12 protein-coding genes are annotated in these 18888 nt (G+C 70.1%); 6 read left to right on the top strand and 6 right to left on the bottom strand.

What is annotated here, in order from left to right:
• Window positions 1-56 precede the first annotated feature (56 nt).
• From BWO91_RS01015 to BWO91_RS01005, 3 genes are all read left to right on the top strand, one after another.
• Complete coding sequence (locus BWO91_RS01015) at window positions 57-1799, top strand: DUF5605 domain-containing protein (RefSeq protein ID WP_079000625.1); 1743 nt, start codon at window positions 57-59, stop codon at window positions 1797-1799.
• Window positions 1800-2003: 204 nt separating this feature from the next.
• Entirely contained in the window at window positions 2004-2354 is a 351-nt protein-coding gene (locus tag BWO91_RS01010) for a hypothetical protein (protein WP_071261463.1), read from the top strand.
• A gap of 115 nt (window positions 2355-2469) precedes the next feature.
• The gene (locus BWO91_RS01005) at window positions 2470-4101 is read left to right on the top strand and encodes a beta-N-acetylhexosaminidase (protein WP_079000623.1); all 1632 of its coding nucleotides are present in this window, start codon (window positions 2470-2472) and stop codon (window positions 4099-4101) included.
• Between the two features lie 81 nt (window positions 4102-4182).
• Here BWO91_RS01005 and BWO91_RS01000 read toward each other — a convergent pair whose 3' ends face one another.
• Genes BWO91_RS01000 through BWO91_RS00990 form a run of 4 tightly spaced genes read right to left on the bottom strand, consistent with a single transcriptional unit; the run spans window position 4183 to window position 13278 of the window.
• Window positions 4183-5421, bottom strand: a complete 1239-nt coding sequence (locus BWO91_RS01000; protein ID WP_167620417.1) for a DUF2087 domain-containing protein — start codon at window positions 5419-5421, stop codon at window positions 4183-4185.
• Window positions 5414-6421 (bottom strand): hypothetical protein, encoded by a 1008-nt coding sequence (locus BWO91_RS19870; protein WP_167620416.1) that lies wholly within the window; start codon window positions 6419-6421, stop codon window positions 5414-5416. Before BWO91_RS19870 ends, BWO91_RS01000 begins: the two co-directional genes overlap by 8 nt.
• Window positions 6422-8578, bottom strand: coding sequence for an MMPL family transporter (locus tag BWO91_RS00995; protein WP_079000619.1), 2157 nt, complete (start codon window positions 8576-8578; stop codon window positions 6422-6424).
• Window positions 8575-13278 carry a type I polyketide synthase gene (locus BWO91_RS00990; protein WP_167620415.1) on the bottom strand — a complete coding sequence of 1568 codons (4704 nt, stop codon included), beginning with the start codon at window positions 13276-13278 and terminating at the stop codon, window positions 8575-8577. The genes BWO91_RS00995 and BWO91_RS00990 overlap by 4 nt, the downstream gene beginning before the upstream one ends.
• 251 nt (window positions 13279-13529) lie before the next feature.
• Between BWO91_RS00990 and BWO91_RS00985 the strand changes: the two genes are divergently transcribed.
• Window positions 13530-14273 (top strand): dienelactone hydrolase family protein, encoded by a 744-nt coding sequence (locus BWO91_RS00985; RefSeq protein WP_079000615.1) that lies wholly within the window; start codon window positions 13530-13532, stop codon window positions 14271-14273.
• A gap of 95 nt (window positions 14274-14368) precedes the next feature.
• Here BWO91_RS00985 and BWO91_RS00980 read toward each other — a convergent pair whose 3' ends face one another.
• Window positions 14369-15760: a glycine--tRNA ligase gene (locus BWO91_RS00980; RefSeq protein WP_064295424.1), complete on the bottom strand. Its 1392-nt coding sequence runs from the start codon at window positions 15758-15760 to the stop codon at window positions 14369-14371.
• Window positions 15761-15944: 184 nt separating this feature from the next.
• Here BWO91_RS00980 and BWO91_RS00975 point away from each other — a divergent pair, with 184 nt between their 5' ends.
• Entirely contained in the window at window positions 15945-17249 is a 1305-nt protein-coding gene (locus BWO91_RS00975; protein WP_079000613.1) for an alpha/beta hydrolase, read from the top strand.
• Between the two features lie 99 nt (window positions 17250-17348).
• Window positions 17349-17783: a hypothetical protein gene (locus tag BWO91_RS00970; protein ID WP_079000611.1), complete on the top strand. Its 435-nt coding sequence runs from the start codon at window positions 17349-17351 to the stop codon at window positions 17781-17783.
• Window positions 17784-17819: 36 nt separating this feature from the next.
• Here the strand turns inward: BWO91_RS00970 and BWO91_RS00965 are convergent, their stop codons facing one another.
• Window positions 17820-18833 (bottom strand): LacI family DNA-binding transcriptional regulator, encoded by a 1014-nt coding sequence (locus tag BWO91_RS00965; protein ID WP_240555621.1) that lies wholly within the window; start codon window positions 18831-18833, stop codon window positions 17820-17822.
• Window positions 18834-18888 lie beyond the last annotated feature (55 nt).

Genomic DNA, 18888 nt, shown 5'->3' with positions numbered 1-18888 from the left:
CCGCCTGCACCAGTAGCACCCCGCCGCCGACCCGCTCGGCCGATCACAGGAGATCCATGTTCGACCGCAGTTCCGCCTTCGGAGACGTCATCGAGAGCCCGGCGGGTCGCACCGTCCTCGAGCAGTTCCTGCCCGGCATCGCCGCATCGCCGATGGCCAAGCAGTTCCGGAGCATCCGGCTCGGGCAGCTGTCGGCGATCGTGCCCGAGCTCCAGGACGACGCGGCGAAGGATCGTCTCTGGGCGGCGCTCGCACAGGTCGACGACGGTCCCGAGGCCCGCGCACCCTACGGCGCCGCGATCGAGCCCGCTCCCGACTACGAGAGCCAGGACGTCCCGCGCGGCTCGGCGACCCTGACGGCCCCCGGCGACGTCCCGCAGTACGGCGTCGTGGAGATCCGGCTGGACGGGCCGTCGCACAGCAACCCGTTCGTCGACGTGGAACTCGGCGCGACGTTCACGAACGGTGCACGCGAGCTCACCGTCGGCGGGTTCTACGACGGCGACGGACGGTACCTGGTACGGCTGCTCGCCGAGGAGCAGGGCGAGTGGTCGTTCACCACGAGCTCGACCGCCCGCTCGCTCGACGGCGTCGCCGGCACGTTCACCGTGTCGGCCGCGGCGACGGACAGCCACGGACCGGTGCGCGTCGACGGCTTCCACTTCGCCCATGCGGACGGCACCCGCCACCGCCCGCTCGGCACGACCGCCTACGCCTGGACGCACCAGCCCGAGGAACTGCAGGAGCAGACGCTGCGCGCCCTGGAGGCCGCACCGTTCACGAAGATCCGCATGTGCGTGTTCCCGAAGTCGTACCTCTACAACGCGAACGAGCCGGAGACGTTCCCCTTCGTCGGCTCGCTCGCCGACGGGTTCGACCACGAGCGGTTCGACCCGGCGTACTGGGCGAACCTCGAGCGGCGCATCACCCAGCTCGGCGCGCTCGGCATCGAAGCGGACCTCATCCTCTTCCACGCCTACGACCGCTGGGGCTTCGCGGACCTCGGTCCGGCCGTCGACGAACGGTACCTCCGCTACGCCGTCCGCCGGCTCGCCGCGTTCGCGAACGTGTGGTGGTCGATGGCGAACGAGTACGACCTGCTCTGGGCGAAGACGAACGACGACTGGGAGCGGCTCGCGGCGGTCGTCGGCGCGGAGGACCCGCACGACCACCTCAACTCCATCCACAACTGCCAGGGGTTCTACGACTACACCAAGCCGTGGATCACGCACTGCAGCGTGCAGCGCGTCGACGTCTACCGGACCGCGGAGAACACCGACGCCTGGCGTGAGCAATGGGGCAAGCCGATCGTCATCGACGAGTGCGCCTACGAGGGCGACATCGACCAGGGCTGGGGCAACATCACCGGTGAGGAGATGGTGCGACGGTTCTGGGAGGGTGCGATCCGCGGCGGCTACGTCGGCCACGGCGAGACCTACCTCAACGACCGGGAGGAGCTGTTCTGGTCGAAGGGCGGTCCGCTCATCGGTTCGAGTCCCGACCGCGTCGCGTTCCTGGAACGCATCTCGGCGGAGTCCCCGACGGGCGTCCTCGACCCGCTGCCCGGCGACTGGGACGTGCCGTGGGGCGGGGTGGCCGGCCGCTACGTCATCGGCTACTTCGGCTTCAACCGGCCGCGGTTCCGCAACGTCTTCCTCCCCGAGGGCGAGTTCCACGTCGACGTGCTCGACACCTGGAACATGACGGTCGAGACCCTGCCAGGGACGCACTCCGGCACGGTGCGCGTCGAGCTGCCCGGTCGGCAGTTCATGGCGGTCCGCCTCCGCCTCGTGGAGTAGGCGCCCCGACCGCGGAGCCGAGGCCCTCCCCCGGTCACCAAGTTACTTCCCCCGGTCACTGAGCTTGTCGAAGTGCCGAGCCACGCTCCCAGCGACCCCGTCTCCGCACCGTTGACACGTTTGTTCGGACCCTTTACAGTTGTCGGGCATTGACGCAACCCCCGTTGCAACATGCGCAATCGCCCGACGACTGGAGAGCGGCCCATGGATCACGGCACCGGCACCATCCTGCTCGACGGCGTCCTCCGCGGCACCGCCCTCACCGCCCTGCTGCCCACCTGGGTGACCGGCGGTGGCGGCGACGCCGTCATCGACCGCCTCCGTGACGACGCCGTCGTCGACGAACTCGAACGGGCCTTCGCCGAGCCGCCGTTCGACGAGCGCGTCGACTGGTCCGCTGTGCGCATCGCGCAGGTGTCGCACCCCGACCTCCGCGAGCTCGTCGGCCGCAGCATCGCCGAGCTCGCCGCCGAGGCCGGTCAGTCGCCGCTCACCGTCGTCTCGGATACGCTGATCGCCGACCGCCTCACCACCCTCGTCGACCGCCCGTCCTGACCTCCACCATCCGGAACCGTTCTCAGGAGTCCTCCGGCGTGTCACCGGGTTCCCGGCCAGCCGCGCCGCGGATGTCCTGAGAACGGCCCATCAGCACTCGAGGAGAGAACCACCGATGCTTCCACTGCCCGTGTCCATCCAGCAGCACGACGGCGCCTTCACGCTGAGCGAGACGACCGGGCTCGGCGGTGACCGCCGCTTCACGGCCGCGACCCGCTGGTTGCGCGGGGTGCTGCAGACGTCGACCGGGTTCGACCTCGACGCACGGATCGACATGCGGACCGACAGCATCGCGTTCATCCACGACGACACCGTCGCGGCCGGCGGCTACCGACTCGTGGTCGACGCGGACGGTGTGCGCATCGTCGCCGCCGACGCCTCCGGCGCGTTCTCCGGTGCGGTGACCCTGACCCAGCTCCTCCCACCGGTGGTCAACCGCCGTGCGCTCGTCCCCGGCGTCGACTGGACCGTCCCGGCGACGACCATCGACGACGCCCCGCGCTTCGGCTGGCGCGGCGTCATGCTCGACGTGGCACGGCACTTCCTCCCCACGTCCGACGTGCTGCGGTTCATCGACCTCGCCGCACGCCACAAGCTCAACGTCCTCCACTTCCACCTCACCGACGACCAAGGCTGGCGCATCCAGATCGACGCCTTCCCGAAGCTGACCGAGGTCGGCGGGTGGCGGACCGAGAGCCAGCACGGTGCAGCGCGGCACGCTCCGGGCGACGGCCGCCCGCACGGCGGCTTCTACACGAAGGCCGACCTGCGCGAGATCGTCGCCTACGCCGCTGAGCGGTCCATCACGGTCGTCCCCGAGATCGACCTGCCCGGCCATGCGCGAGCGATCATCGCCGCCTACCCCGAGCTGGGTGTGCCGGACGTCGCGCAGGACGCGGACGAGCCGTCGGTGTGGACACGGTGGGGCATCAACGAGGCGATCCTCGACATGGGCGAGGAGACGGTCGCGTTCTTCCGGACCGTGTTCGACGAGGTCATGGAGCTGTTCCCGTCGACCTTCATCGGCGTCGGCGGCGACGAGGCGAAGAAGACCCGCTGGGCGGCGAGCGCTCGAACGCAGGCCCTCATGGCCGAGCGTGGGCTGGACACCGTCGAAGCGCTGCAGGCGTGGTTCATCCGCCAGCTCGAGGCGCACCTGTCAGCCGCGGGCCGGCGCCTGTACGGCTGGGACGAGATCCTCGAGGGCGGCGGATTGCCGAAGGACGCGACCGTCGCCTCCTGGCGCGGCGAGTTCGGTGCGGTCGCCGCCGCACGACAGGGCTACGACGTCATCGCCTGCCCGGACGACCGCGTCTACCTCGACTACCGCGAGTCGGAGCTCCCGGGTGAACCGATCCCGGTCGGGCCGCCACTGACGGTCTCGGAGGTGTACACCTTCGAGCCCGTGCCGGCGGAGCTGACGGAGGCGCAGGCCGAGCACATCATCGGGGTGCAGGCGAACATCTGGACCGAGCACATGGACTCCGCCCGCGTCATCGACTACCAGGCGTATCCGCGACTGTGCGCCCTCGCCGAGGTCGCCTGGGTCGGCCGCGAGCGCGACCTCGCGGGCTTCGAGGCACGGCTGCAGCAGCACCTCGCCCGCCTCGACGCCCTCGGGGTCGAGTACCGCCGCGCCACTGGACCGTTCCCGTGGCAGGAGCGTCCCGACGCCGAGGGTCGGCCGTCCACCCGTGAGCAGCGGGCAGCCCTCGTGGAGGAGCTCACGAAGGACATCCGCGCCTGACGCAGTCGGTCCCGGGCACTGAGCCTCACCCCGCTCCCTGAGCCTCACCCCGGTCCCTGAGCCTGTCGAAGGGCGGCTGACTCAGGTGACGAGCGCGTACTCGGTCCCCGAGCGCGTGCGCTCGACGAGCTGTGCGTCCACGAGGTACCGCCGAAGTACCGCGACGTCGTCGTGGAACGCGGACAACCGCTCGTTGATCTCAGCTTCGTCGACCACCTCGTCCGGCTGGAGCGCTGATGCCGCGACCCGCTGTAACAGCGCCTGCCGCTCGTCGGGATTCGACGGGTACTGCACGATCCGACCGTCGACCAGGAAGCGGTCGATTCCTTCGCGCTTCGGCGGTGCGGCGGCTGCGAGAAGGTCTCGGAACACCTCGCCCGAGACACGCCCGCCGTCGTCCAGCAGGCCCGCCCGAGACAACGTCTGGACGCTCTGCTCGGCCCGTCGCACAGCACGCTGGGTGGCGCCCAGATCGGGCTCCTGCCCGAGGGCGAGTTGTGCGTACACCGTCCGGGTGTCGTCGTTCGCGAGGGCGGCGGCCACTGCGCGCCAGTCGGTCGTCGTCTGTTCCTCGTCCGGCATGGCCCCTCCTCCTGCGGTCTCCGACATCGTCCTCAACGGTACCCGCGTGGACCGGATCAGCCGGTCCCCGTCCTGTCGCCGCGAGACCGGAACGATGACGACGCTGCAGAGGTGGGTGCCCACCACCGACCATCGGCCGGCAAAGGTGCGCGGCGTGGTCGGGCCGGCCGGCGCGACGACCCGTGCGTCGAACGAGCCCCGATCCGGGTGGATCACCACCTCACATGAGGTGTAGTCGACCCATCGCCCGGTGAGCGGGTACCACGCCTTGAAGACGCTCTCCTTGACGCTCCACAGCACGGCGCCCCACGCGACGGCCGGATGGCTCGAGGCGAGTCGCGCGAGCATGGACGCCTCACTCCCGCAGACGATCGTCGCCGCGACGGCGGGACGGATGGGCCGGTGCACCTCGACGTCGATCCCGATGGCGCTCGCGACGCCGACGCGACCGACGGCTGCGATCGTGAAACCGGGGCAGTGCGAGAGACTCCCGACGAAGCCGGCCGGCCAGACCGGTTGCCCGCCCTCCCCCGTCGGGATGTCCGTGGAGCGCTGGCCGAGCATCGCGAGTGCCGCCCTGGCGCAGTCGCGCGCCGAGTCGGATTCGGCGCTGCGACCAGCCGAGGTCGGACGGGCCCGGAACGGCCCGGATGCGGTGCCGACGGACGCCGAGACGACGACGCCCGGCGGCACCTGCATCCGGAGAGCGTCGACCACCGCGGCTGCGGATTCAGCCACCCGACCGACGCGGGGACGCCACGCGCGCCGCGGGGTCGGAGGCGGGGACGCCGACCCGGAACCAGGCGACGAGCTGCTCGTCCCGGGCGACGTTCCAGCGTTCGTCGAGCATGACCCGGCTCTCAGGACAGTCGAGCGGCGCGCTCTGCGGGTGCACGTACAGGCCGTTGCGCTGGAAGCCGAGCCAGAGCCGGGTGAGCAGTCGCCCCGCGGCGAGTTCATGCCGAGCCCCGGCGGGGCCGACGACACCGAGGACGGTGCCGGAGCCCTGGGTCGCGGAGGCCGACATCCTCGCCAACAACCCGGGCAGCCCGACGCCGCGAAGCGCGCGGAACACCCGCGGGCTGATCAGCGTCCGCAGGCCGGCTCGTTCGACCTTCGACAGCACGAGCATCGCGTCGTTGAGGCCGTCCTCGTCGTACCGCGGATGTCCTGGTGAGAGCCTGGTCCACTGATCGAGCTCGGCGACGATCGCCTGCTCGCCGAAGAACCACCGGTTGGCGCGCACGAGGATCGGGCGCGCGTCCCGGGTCGGCATGGAGACGAGCCGGAAACCCCTGCGCTCCGCCTCCACCGCGGCCTCCTGGAGGAGATCCGGTCCGGGAGCGCCGTCCCGCCATCGCCCTCGCCAGACGCGTCGTCCACGGACGTCCGCCGAGGAGAACCTCGTCTGGTAGCCCTCCGGGTGGCGCGAGAACCGGCCGACCTCATCGGTCTCCGCGTCACCGCCGGTTGCAGCCTCGAAGCGCAGTCCGACACCGGCGGAGGCCGCACAGATGAGGAGTGACTCGACGAACGCCCCGAACGACAACATCGTGTCGCGTCCTCGCGGATCGCTCGCGCCGAGGGTGCGAGTGCGATCCCGGCGGAGGACGAGTTCGTCGCCCTGAGGGTCCACGACCCACGGCTGCGTGTTGTGGGCGTTCGCCGCGCGAGCCGCCTCGGACACGAGCGCCGAGAGGTCGTCATCGGCCGACAGGCCGCTGAACCGCGAGTCCATTCAGTCCTCCGTGATCCCGATGCGGCGATGGATCGCCGCGAGCCACCGCGGCGCCCACCAGTTGTATCGCCCGGCGACGCGCATGAAGACCGGGACGAGCACGCCGCGGATCAGGATGGCGTCGATGAGGATCGCGATACCGGTTCCGATGCCGAGCATCTTGATGATCGACACTCCGGAGGTCGCCATGGCGAAGAACGACACCGCGAGGATCGCCGCTGCGGCCGTGATGATCGGACCGCTCGCGCCGAGTCCGCTCCGCACCGCCTCCGCGAGATCGCCCGTGGCACGGACGCGTTCCTGGATCCGAGCGAGGAGGAACACCTCGTAGTCCATCGAGAGCCCGAAGGCGATGCAGAACAGCAGGATCGGGATCGAGATGGCGATGGGTGACGGGGTGAAGCCGAGCACGTCCGACAGGTTGCCGTCCTGGAAGAGGAACACGATGACGCCCAGGATGCCGACCAGACCGACCACGTTCAGCACCAGCGCCTTGATCGGGAGCAGCACGCTCCCCGTGAACAGGAAGAGGATGATCAGCGTCATGAGCGCGATGGCCGCGGCGGCGAACGGCAGACGCGCCGAGATGGAGTCACCGATGTCGATCATCTGCGCCGCGAGGCCACCGACCAGGACGGTCGAGGCGGCTCCAGGGTCCACCGCACGGACGTCGCGGACGAGCTCCGAGCCCTCGGGCGAGTACGGGACGACGTCGGTTGCAACCTGCAGCCAGAGCGCCGAACCGTCGCGGAAGTGCTGCTCCGTCCGCGCGTCGGCCGGAGCCACGAGGCGTCCGTCGACGAAGCTGCCGAGGGACGTCGTGACGGCCTCGACGCCCGTGATCGAGGAGAGTTCGGCGGCGTACTCGTCGAGCTCGCGGTCCGTCCCCGCCCAGTCCTCGGTGACGACGGAGACGGCGTCCGCCTCGGCGACGTCGAAGTCGGACCGCATGATGTCCGCCACGACACGACTCTCGGCGCCGGCGGGGAGCACTCGTTCGTCGGGCACCCCGAACTCGGCGTGCGCAAATGGCGCGGCCATGGCGATGAGCAGCGCGATCACGGGCACCGCCGACCACGGACGGCGATACGCGTGGTCGCCCACCCGGTACCAGAACCGGCCCTCGGCCCCGGCCGGGCGGCGGGAGCGCAGTCGGCCCCAGTCGATCCTGCGACCCAGGAGGGTGAGGGCTGCGGGCAGCAGGACGACCGCGCCCACCACGGAGCAGGCCACGATGACGAGTCCCGCGATGGCGAACGAGCGCAGGAAGTACTGGTCGAACAGCATCAGCGTGGCGAGCGCCGCGGCGACGACGACGCCGCTGAACACGATGGTCCGGCCGGTCGTCCGCCGAGCGATCCGCAACGCCTCCTCGTCGGTGGCTCCACCCGCGCGTTCGTCCCGATAGCGGGTGAGGAACAGCAGGCAGTAGTCGATGGCGAGTCCGAGGCCCAATGCGGTGACGAGGTTGACCGCGAACAGGGAGACCGAGGTGAGCTGTGCAACCACGTTCAGCAGGCCGAGGGATCCGAGGATCGTGACGCCCGCGACGCCGACGGGCAGCAGAGCAGCCACCACTCCGCGGAACGCGAAGAACAGCAGCACGAGGGTGATCGGGATGGCGATCGTCTCCGCCACGATGATGTCCGTCTTGACCTGCGCGTTGAGGTCGTCGTTGATCCCCGCGATGCCACCGAACCGGACCGTGGCCGACGTCACCTCGTCGGTGATCGTCCCGCGGAGCGCGGTGGTCGCGCGCTGCACGGTGTCCTCGTCTCCGGCGAGCGCCACGAGCACGACGCCGCGGTCGGTGCCGCTCCGCAGCTGCTCCGAGTCGGCGTAGGAGCCGGTGACGCTGGCGCCGTCCACGTCGTCCACAGCACCGACGATGTCGTCGAGCGCCTCCCTGCCGGCGGCGCTGTCGAGTCCGTCGGAGACGTCCACGACGAGGAGGAGTTTCGGGTCGCTGCCCGGGAACCGGTCGGCGAGCACGTCCGCTGCGGCCACGGATTCGGACTGCGGGTCGTCGAACCCGCCCGTCTTGAGGTTGTCGAGGACGTCGGCCCCCGCGATGCCCGCCACGATCGCGAACACCAGGCCGATCAGGAGCGTGATCACCGCCCGTCGTCTGGGTGTCGTTCTGGAGTGGTTCGTCATGCGGATACCTTCATGTCGTGCGTGATGCGGTTGAGTTCGGATGCCGTGATGTCCACGACCCGCTGGATCTGCTCGGTGGTGTGCTCCGCGGTGATGAAGAAGCGGAGCCGCGCCTGGTCGTCCGGCACGGCCGGGTACAGGATCGGGTTGACGCTGAAGCCGTGGTCGAAGAGCGCCGTCGCCAGGGCGAGTGCCCGTTCCGAGCTGCCGACGATGCACGGCACGACGGGCGAGTCGGCGCTGTCGCCGATGTCGATGCCGGCGGCCCGGGCCGTCTCGCGGAAGCGGTCGGCGTTCTGCCGCAGGCGGCTCAGGCGCTCGGGCTCGTCGCGCATGAGCCGGAGGGCGGCGAGTGACGCGGCCGCGTTCGCCGGGGTGATGCCGACGCTGTACACGAACCCGGGCACGGAGTACTTGAGGTAGTCGATCGCGGCGGCGGTGCCACCGACGTAGCCGCCGCATCCGGCGAGCGACTTCGACATCGTGCCGCACCAGAGGTCGATGTCCGAGCGGTCGACACCGAAGTGTTCGCCGACCCCGCCGCCGTTGGCGCCCACCGTTCCGATGCTGTGCGCCTCATCGACGAGCACCAGTGCGCCGTGCCGCCGCTTCAGCTCGATGAGCTGCGGGAGCGGCACGAGGTCGCCGTCCATGCTGTAGACGCCCTCCACGACGATGAGGACTCGGCGGAACCCGCCGCGGATCGCGCTGAGGAGCTCGTCGAGCGCGTTCACGTCGTTGTGGGGAAAGGACCGCCGGGTGGCTCCGGAGAGCTTCGCCCCCTGGATGATGCTGTCGTGCGCGAGGCTGTCGTGGACGATGAGGTCGCCCGGTTCCACCAGGTGCCCGATGACGCTCACGTTCGTCGCGTGGCCGCTCACCAGGGTGAGCGCCGACTCCACCTGGAGGAGGTCGGCGAGCTCCTGCTCGAGCTCGGCATGGATCGGGCGCTCACCGGACAGGAACCGGCTGGCGGACACCGAGCTGCCGTATCGGGCCACGGCGTCGGCGATCGTCTCGGCGACCACGGGGTGGCCGGTGACACCGAGGTAGTTGTAACTGGAGAAGCTCACGAGCTGGGCGTCGCCGATCGTCGTCGTGGCGTCGATGATCCCCTCATGCAGCAGGAAGTAGGGGTTGCGGTCCGTCTGCTGCCGGCGTTCCCGCATGGCGACCGCCTCCGGGAAGCACTCGATGCGGGCGTCGGCCTCGGTCCATCGGGTCGGGCGGTCGGCCGGCGCCGGAGAAGCGGCAGCCACCGGGTTCGTCTCGACCCGCGGGAGCCGGTGCTGCGGCTCCTCGGCGAACGGGTGCAGCAGGGAGCCGACGCCGTCCAGCACCTGCTCCACGGTGGGCCGTCCGGCGAAGCGCTCGCCGAGCTGCGCCGGGGTCGGCAACGATGGCCACTCCGTGTGCAGCTGGGTGATCAGCTCACGCATCATCAGCGAATCGAATCCGAGCTGTTCGACGAGGTGCATGTCGGGCCGGATCAGGTCCAGCGGGAACCCGCTGATGCGCGACACCATGCCGAGGATGACCGCGTCGTATTCGGCACGATGCGACCGGGAGGCTGCGAGGCCCATCCGGGCGACCACCTCCGACTGCGGCGAGCCGGGTTCCGTCGACCAACGGAACGGATTCGTCGACGCGGGCGCACGTCCGGCCTGCCCGGAACCCTCGATGAGGCTCAGCTGGCGGTTCATGAGGGCGAGCAGTCCGGGCAGGTGGTCGGCCTGGGCGTCGGCGGCTCGCGGCTGGATCGGCGGTCCTGCCGACGGTCGTCCGGCGAGGGGGGAGGGCGGCAGGTCGTGAGGGTTGTGGTGCATGGAGTGGGGATCCTGTTCGACGGGGGAGGGTGGTCGGTGCGGCTCGGATGTGGGTTCTCGGGGCGTGGTCGTCGGGGCGGCGGCGTCCGGGCCGACGACCCAGTACGGCTCGGTCGGCAGCGGCGCGATCGGCAGCGCCACACCCGCGGTGTCTGGTGGGACGAGCGATGCCAGGTCGAGGTCGGCGCCCAGCACCGTCAGCCGACCGATGAGTCGGAGGAAGGTCGCCGCGTCGTCCGGCGCCGACGCGCTGCTTGAGATGACGCGTACGTCGGGCGCATCACCCAGGGAGCGTCGGACGGACCCGAGCAGCGCCGACCCCCCACCGATCTGGACGTAGACGCCGACGTCGGATGCGGACGCCGACTCGATCGCCTCGCGGAACCGCACCGTGGAGAAGACGTTCTCCTCGAGCTGACGACCCAGCTCCTCGCCCGTCTCGACCGTGCGGCCCGTCACGGTCGACACGAGCTGCACCTGCGGCGCGCGAGGCCGGAACCGCGACAGGTCCGCCACGAGGGCCGGCCGGATCGGCTCGAGCAGAGGCGAGTGGAACCCGGTGGCGACGCGCAGGGGTTGAGTCGACACCCCGTGCTCGACGCACCGTTCCGCGACGGCTCGCAGGGCCTCGCCGGTTCCACTCACCACCGTCTGCCGGGGATCGTTGGCGGCCGCGATCCACGCGTCGTCGATGCCGCTGAGGAGCGCTGCGGCCTGCTCGGCGTCGCAGCCGAGGGCCGTCATGCCGTCGCCGGGTCGCGTCGCAGCCGATCGCATGTGGTGTCCGCGGACCGCGGCGAGCCGCACGGCGTCGGGCGCATCGAGCGCGCCCGCCGTCGCCAGGGCGGGAAGCTCGCCGACGCTGTGCCCGAGGACGAGGTCGGGCTCCACGCCGATCTCGCGCAACAGCGCCACGGTGGCGAGCGCCGTCACCGCGAGCGCGGGTTGGCAGACCTCGGTGGACGTCAGACGGTCGATTCCGGAGGGGGTCTCGGCGTCGGCCGCGGAGAGCGCCGCGAGCACATCGACCCCGGTCTCCTCGAGCACCTGCTCGTTCAGTGTCTCGGCAGCTGCACGGAAGGCGGGGAATCGATCGAGGAGGTCCGACTGCATCCGCGGGGTCTGGCTGCCCTGCCCGGGGAAGACGAAGGCGATCCGCCGAGCGGCCTCGTCGACATGGACCCCGGTGCAGACGTCCGCGGAGATCACCCCGGTGGTTCCGTGGGCGAGCTGCTCTAAGGCGGCCGACAGCCCGGAGATCAGCTCGGCGGCGGTGCGGCACACGATCGCCAGCCGGGTGCTCGCGAGCGCCCGAGAGCTCAGGGTCCGTGCGAGGCCGGCGATGGACGGTGCGTCGGCGGCCTCGAGGACGGCGAGGACCGCACGAAGGTGCTCGCCGAGCAGCATGGGGTCGGCGGCCGAGAACACGAGGAGGTGCGGGAGCGTTTCGTCGGCCGGTCCCCCAGCGGCATGCCGACGGACTCGACCTGCTCGCGTCGGCGGTGATTCGAGCACCACGTGCGCGTTGGTGCCGCCGAACCCGAACGAGCTGACGCCGATGAGGCCCAGACCGTCGTCGCCCGGGTCGATGGCGTGTGAGGCGAGCGCCAGGCGGCCGTCTCGGAGGACCTCGGTGTGCGCCTCCGAACGCAGGCGGGGCTGCCCGGGGACGACCCGATGCCTCGCCATGAGTGCCGCTTTGACGATGCCGGCGATCCCGGCCGCCGCCATCGTGTGCCCCACGAGCGCCTTCACGGCCGTGACCGTGGCGGTCCGGTGCGGCGATGCCCCGCGACGACGCAGCGCCGCCAGCGATTCCAGCTCGGTGCGGTCGCCCACCGGGGTGGCCGTGCCGTGCGCCTCGACGACACCCAGGTCGGCGGGGTCGGCCGCGGCGTCCTCGTAGGCCCGGCGGAGCGCCGCCAGCTGTCCATCCGTCGTCGGCGTCATCGGCCCTTCGGCCCGGCCGTCGTTGGACACCCCGGAGCCGCGGATGACCGCGTAGACGTCGTCGTGGTCGTCGATGGCGGCCTCGAGCGGTTTGACGACGATCATGCCGACGCCCTCGCCGAGGAGGAATCCGTCGGCATCGCCGTCGAACGGTCGGCACACCCCGTTCCGTGACAGTGCACCGATCCGCGAGAAGGCGACCATCGCATCCGGGACGAGGCTCAGGTTGACGCCGCCGACGAGCGCCGCCGAGCACTGCCCGGATCGGATGGCGGCGACCGCCTGGTGCAGCGCGACGAGGCTGCTGGAACACGCGGCGTCGACGGCGAAGCTCGGGCCGCCGAGGTCGAGCGTGCTGCTCACCAGCGCCGGCCCCATGTTCGGCAGGCACCCGGGCATCGAGAACGCGTGGAACGGACGCACGCCGGCGACGCGCGCCGCCAGCGCCGCCCCGAGGTCCGCTGCGGCGGGCTCGGGATGGATGGAGTCGTCGCCGAGGAGCTTCGCCCGGATGCGGAGGGAGGTGAGTTCTCGATAGTCGTTCGCGGCCATCCCGACGAACACGCCGACGGACGACCGGTCGACACGACGACGTTCGAACCCGGCGTCGATCCAGGCGGCTCGTGCAGCCTCGAGGAGCAGGCGATGTTGCGGGTCCATCGCGTGCGCCCGGCTGGGCGGGATGCGAAAGTGCCGCGCCGCGAACTGCTCGACGTCGTCGATGAAGGAACCCTGGTCGGAGTAGGCGTGATGCACCGCTCTGGGGTCGTGCGGCGCGAAGAAGGTGGCGTGATCCCATCCCGAGCGGGGGACGACGGAGCCGCTGCGTCGGGCCGCCAGGATGTTGTGCCAGTACTGGTGGGCGTCTGCCGCGCCACCGAAGCGGGCGGACAGGCCGACGATGGCGAGTGGTCGAACGGGCACGACGAGAGAACCTCCGAGGGTGTTGATCGCGGATGGAACGAGGGGGCAGGTCGGCATGTCGACGACTCCGGACGGAGTGGGTCGAGGTCCCGGGGCCGCCTCGCGGTGAGGAGAGCCGGCCCGTGGGCACGCCACAGCCCGACTGTAGTCATCTGAAACATCAGTTTGGATACTCGTCCAGAATCTGTGGATAACTCGCGAGGCAGCGCAACCCCCAGCCGGAGCGGAGGGTCGGCTGGAACACTGGCGATATGACGACCATCACGCTGACCAAGGGCCTCACCGCCTACCGCGCCGACCCGCCGAAGGGCGTCGAACTCCGCGGCGGGCTCGTGCTCATCCACGAGATCTGGGGCCTCGTCCCGCACATCACCGACGTCGCCGACCGCTTCGCCGCGGAGGGGTACCTCGTCATCGCGCCCGACATCCTGAGTGGTGCCGGCGTCACGCCCGAGATCGGTGCGGAGCTGGAGAGCCTCGTCTTCAACAGCGACGAGGCGACGAGGACCGCGGCACAGCCGAAGCTGCGCGAGAAGCTCTCGGCCTCGAAGTCGCCCGAGTACGCCGAGGAGGCGCTCGGGTATCTGGGGAAGGCCGTCGACGCCCTGTTCGACGAGGAGGGGATCGACGGCCGCGTCGCCGTCGTCGGCTTCTGCTTCGGCGGCGGCTACAGCTTCGCGCTCGCCGCGGCCGACCGCCGCATCCGCGCCGCCGTCCCGTTCTACGGCTACCCGCCCGAGCCCGAGGCCGTGACGAGCATCGCCTGCCCCGTCCTCGCGTTCTACGGTGACCAGGACGAGGGCCTCATGAAGAGCCTGCCCGAGCTGACCACGACGATGGAGGACGCGCGGGTCGAGTTCACCGCGACCGTCTACCCCGAGGCCGGTCACGCCTTCTTCAACGACACCAACACGATCACCTACCGTGAGGACGCGGCCGCCGACGCCTGGGTGAAGACGCTCGCGTTCCTCGACACCTCACTCGGCAACGCCTAACCCGAGCGATCCGCATCCGTTCGCCCATTCTCGGGCGAAGAAACGCCCGCTCGCCCATACCTGGGCGAGCGGGCGTTCAGGTGTGCGGCGGAGGCCTACGCGCCCTTAAGGCGGGTGGCGAGGTAGGCGTACAGCTCGTCGATGGCGACACGCTCCTGCTGCATGCTGTCGCGGTCGCGGACCGTCACGGCGTTGTCCTCAAGCGAGTCGAAGTCGACGGTCACGCAGTACGGGGTGCCGATCTCGTCCTGACGACGGTAGCGGCGGCCGATCGCACCCGAGTCGTCGAAGTCGATGTTCCACGAGCCGCGCAGCTCGTCGCCGATCTGGCGGGCGAGCGGCGACAGCGCCTCGTTGCGGGACAGCGGCAGCACGGCGACCTTGACGGGCGCGAGACGCGGGTCGAGGTGCAGCACGGTGCGCTTCTCGATCTTGCCCTTGGCGTTCGGCGGCAGCTCCTGCTCCTCGTACGCGTCGACGAGGAAGGCCATGAGCGCACGGGTCAGACCGAACGACGGCTCGATGACGTACGGCATGTACCGCTCGTTCTTGGCCTGGTCGAAGTAGCTGAGGTCCTTGCCGGACTGCTCGGCGTGCACCTTGAGGTCGTAGTCGGTGCGGTTCGCGACGCCCATGAGCTCGCCCCACTCGCTGCCGGCGAAGCCGAACTTGTACTCGATGTCGACGGTGCGCTTCGAGTAGTGCGCCAGCTTCTCCTGCGGGTGCTCGAACCAACGGATGTTGTCGGGCGTCATGCCGAGGTCGATGAACCAGGCCCAGCAGAGGTCCATCCAGGTCTGCTGCCATTCGTCGTCCGTGCCAGGCTCGACGAAGAACTCGATCTCCATCTGCTCGAACTCGCGGGTGCGGAAGATGAAGTTGCCGGGCGTGATCTCGTTGCGGAACGCCTTGCCGATCTGGCCGATGCCGAACGGCGGCTTCTTGCGGGCCGTCTGCAGCACGTTCGCGAAGTTCGTGAAGATGCCCTGCGCGGTCTCGGGACGCAGGTAGTGGAGACCAGACTCGTCGTCGACGACGCCGAGGAAGGTCTTCAGCAGGCCGGACATCTGGCGGATCTCGGTCCACTGGCCGACCTTCGAGGGGTGCTCGGGGTCGGGGATGTCGGCGAGGCCGTTCTCCGGCGGGTGGCCGTGCTCGGCCTCGTACGCCTCGAACAGGTGGTCGGCCCGGTACCGCTTGTGGGTGATGAGTGATTCGGTCAGCGGGTCGCTGAAGACCTTGACGTGACCGGACGCCTCCCAGACCGGGGTGGGCAGGATGACGGCGGAGTCGAGACCGACCATGTCGCCGCGGCCACGCACGAACGCGTTCCACCACTGGCGCTTGATGTTCTCCTTGAGCTCGACGCCCAGGGGCCCGTAATCCCACGCAGACCGCGTACCGCCGTAGATGTCTCCCGACGGGAAGACGAAGCCGCGGTGCTGGGCCAGGGTGATGACGGACTCGAGATGGGACTGCTCTGCCATGGGTGTGGATCCTCCGTGCCGCTTGCCACGCGGCGGTACCTTCCGGTGCTGACGCCTGGCTGGCGCCCGCTCCCGGAACCCCTCAATCCTATGGGCGAGCCCGTGAGGACGCCCAACGGCCCTTGTCCCGCTCAGGGTGGCCGCTTAGCCTGACAACCATCGCGGTACGCAGGACGGAGCATCGATGGACTGGCTGTGGAACCTCGACGTCATCGACGGTCCACTCGTCTGGGTGCTCGACGCGCTCAGCATCGCCGGCCTGCTGTACCTCGTCATCCGTCGGTCCGGGCTGCTGTGGTACCTGAGCGCCGCCATCGCCCTCCTGGCCGGTGCGCTCCTCGCGCTGGGGACGGTCTGGCTGCTCTTCGACGTGCTCAACCTCTTCGGCGGGCCGTTGATCCGTGCCGCGGAGCCCTGGTTGATCGGCGTCTTCGCCGGCATCGCGCTCGCCGTCCTCACCATCTGCTGGCGCGTCTCGTGGCAGCGGCGCGTCATCGCCGTCGCCTGCATCCTCGTCTTCGGCGCGACCGCGGCGCTGGGCGTCAACGGCGCGTACGGCGTCCAGACCACCCTCGGGTCGATGTTCCACGTCCAGAACCGCAAGCCGATCAGCCTCGTGACACCGACGAGCACGCCCACCGGCGATCCGGCCCGTCCGCTGTACGAGACGTGGAAGCCGCCGGCCGACCTGCCGAAGACAGGCAGGTTCGGCCCGCTTCCCACGGGCGACCGGATCCCGAACACGAACTCCGGGTTCGACGCCCGCCCGGCGCAGGTCTACTACCCACCCGCCGCGCTCGTGAAAGATCCCCCGGCGCTCCCCTTCGTCCTCATGATGATGGGACAACCGGGAGACCCCGACGCGAAGTGGATCGGCGAGGCGCTCGACGCGATCGCCGCCGACCATCAGGGGCTCGCCCCCATCGCGCTCGTCGTGGACCAGCTCGGCGACCCTTCCGTGGATCCGCTGTGCATCGACGGGCGGTACGGGAAGGTGGAGACCTACGTCACGCAGGACGTCCTCCCCTGGGCGAAGGCGAACCTGCACATCCTCGAATCGCCGAAGGACTGGACGGTCGCCGGATACTCGGCCGGCGGCAGCTGTGCGATCTACTACGGAGCCAAGTACCCGCAGACCTTCGGCAACGTCGTCAGTGTCTCGGGTGAGGAGTATCCGGGCGCCAGCGTCCCTGCGGACAGCCTGCGCACGATGTTCGACGGCGACCAGAACGCGTACGACGCGATCAAACCGGCGACCATCATGGCGAAGACGAGATACGCCGACACGGAGGCGTTCTTCTCCGCCGGGACCGCGGACACGGTGTACACCGACATGATGGGGCGCGCCGCAGCCACCGCGACGGCCGCCGGCTGGAAGGTCCAGACCTTCGCGATACCGGGCGGCGACCACGGGGTCAGCTCACTCACGGGCGGGCTGGACCAGACGCTCCGCGCGCTCTACCCGCGGATCGGCCTCCAACGACCGTGACCGGGACGGGGACAGGGCTCCTCGACCCGGCCTCCGCTCCATCGAGGGCTGTGGAGAACTCCGGCGGCGGTCTGAACCGATTGGTTATGGTCGATGCCCATGACCACCCAGCTCCCGCCGATGCCGCAGCCCCTCCTCGTCCAGATCGGCAACATCAGGGTCACTGACGACGTGATCATGACACCCGCCGGCACGTGGCCACTCGCGGACGTCAATGTGACGTCGAGCGATCAGACCTCGACGACCACCCACACCCCGGCGTGGGCCATCGTGCTGGTCATCGTGTTGATCTGGTTCTTCTTCCTCAGCCTGCTGTTCCTCTTCGCGAAGGAGAGGCGTGTCTCGGGGTTCGTCTCCGTGAACGTCCAGGCCGGCCCGTACACCTACACCGAGCAGGTCCCGATCTCGACCGACTTCGCCCGACACGACACCATGAACCGCGTCGGCTACACCCAATCGCTGATCGGGCAGGCACGGCACCGGGCGATCGCGAACCGAGCGGCGGAGTCCTCCCGGCGCCCTGAGGTGCGGTGACCGGTCGCTCGAGGGCCGCTCACGCGACGAGACGACTCAATCGGGCGGCGGCGCGAGGGACGCGCCCTCGAGGAAGGCGCCCATGACGAGTTCGTGACGCAGTTCACCGAGGGTGCCGTCGAGCCGGCCGACGAGGGTCTCGACGCCCATCCGGCCGAGCTGGGCGGCGGGCAGCAATGTGACGGCAAGCGCCGGGTCGGCCGCTTCCGACACCTCTCGGGTGGAGGCGACGAGGACGACGGACACGTCGTCGGGGACCGAGACGCCGCGCCTGCCGAGCTCGCTCACGAAACCGAGGGCCGCCCGATCGTTGAGTACGAGGACGGCCGTGACCTCGGGCGCCTCCGCCTGGAGGGTCGCCGCGATCTCGCGACCACCGGCTGGATCGGGAGTGCACTGGAGCGTCCGAGCGCGGAGTCCACGGGCCGCGCACACGGCATGGAACGTCTCCTGCACGCGGACCACTGGGCCGTAGCCGTCGAGGTCGGCCCGCTCGACCTCCTCGAGCAGGGCGAACTCCCGATGACCGAGGGCCTGCAGACGATCGATGGACAACTCGACCATCCCCTCGAAGTCGACGTCGACGTAGTCGAGACCGGAGGGGTCGCGCGTCCGACCGATGAGCGTCAGTGGCGTCCCGGCCGCGAGCAGACGGTCGACCCGATGGTCGTCGAGCCGCACCTCCATGAGGATGACGCCGTCGATGAGGCCATCTGAGGTGAACTCGCGAAGCGCGTCGGGTTCGCTCGGCTCCGGCCAGAGGACGACGGTGTACCCGAGCTCGGCAGCAGCCTCCGCAGCACCGGTGAAGAAGCGGGCCGCGTTGTCGGACAGTCGATGCTGCAACACCGGGAACAGCAGTGCGATGATGCGGGTCCGACGGCTCGCGAGAGCGCGGGCGACCGCGTTCCGGCGGAAGTCCAACTCGACCATCGCCGACTCCACCCGCAGTCGAGTGGCCGGGGACACCGGCTTCGAATCGTTGACGACGAACGACACCGTGGCGACCGAGACCCCTGCGAGTCGCGCGACGTCACGCATCGTTGCCATGGATCCCCGTTCAGGTGCGGTGCTGTCCGGTCAGTCTCTCACGGATTACGATTCG

The sequence above is a fragment of the Plantibacter flavus genome (genome assembly GCF_002024505.1).
Classification (GTDB): domain Bacteria; phylum Actinomycetota; class Actinomycetes; order Actinomycetales; family Microbacteriaceae; genus Plantibacter; species Plantibacter flavus_A.
Note: the sequence above shows the minus strand (reverse complement) of the source record. Positions and strands in the feature narration are given on the sequence as shown.

Excerpts from the sequence above, each read along its gene's own strand:
- BWO91_RS01015 (WP_079000625.1), top strand. The coding sequence starts at position 57 with ATGTTCGACCGCAGTTCCGCCTTCGGAGACGTCATCGAGAGCCCGGCG.
- BWO91_RS01010 (WP_071261463.1), top strand. The coding sequence starts at position 2,004 with ATGGATCACGGCACCGGCACCATCCTGCTCGACGGCGTCCTCCGCGGC.
- BWO91_RS01005 (WP_079000623.1), top strand. The coding sequence starts at position 2,470 with ATGCTTCCACTGCCCGTGTCCATCCAGCAGCACGACGGCGCCTTCACG.
- BWO91_RS19870 (WP_167620416.1), bottom strand. The coding sequence starts at position 6,421 with ATGGACTCGCGGTTCAGCGGCCTGTCGGCCGATGACGACCTCTCGGCG.
- BWO91_RS00995 (WP_079000619.1), bottom strand. The coding sequence starts at position 8,578 with ATGACGAACCACTCCAGAACGACACCCAGACGACGGGCGGTGATCACG.
- BWO91_RS00985 (WP_079000615.1), top strand. The coding sequence starts at position 13,530 with ATGACGACCATCACGCTGACCAAGGGCCTCACCGCCTACCGCGCCGAC.
- BWO91_RS00980 (WP_064295424.1), bottom strand. The coding sequence starts at position 15,760 with ATGGCAGAGCAGTCCCATCTCGAGTCCGTCATCACCCTGGCCCAGCAC.
- BWO91_RS00975 (WP_079000613.1), top strand. The coding sequence starts at position 15,945 with ATGGACTGGCTGTGGAACCTCGACGTCATCGACGGTCCACTCGTCTGG.
- BWO91_RS00970 (WP_079000611.1), top strand. The coding sequence starts at position 17,349 with ATGACCACCCAGCTCCCGCCGATGCCGCAGCCCCTCCTCGTCCAGATC.
- BWO91_RS00965 (WP_240555621.1), bottom strand. The coding sequence starts at position 18,833 with ATGGCAACGATGCGTGACGTCGCGCGACTCGCAGGGGTCTCGGTCGCC.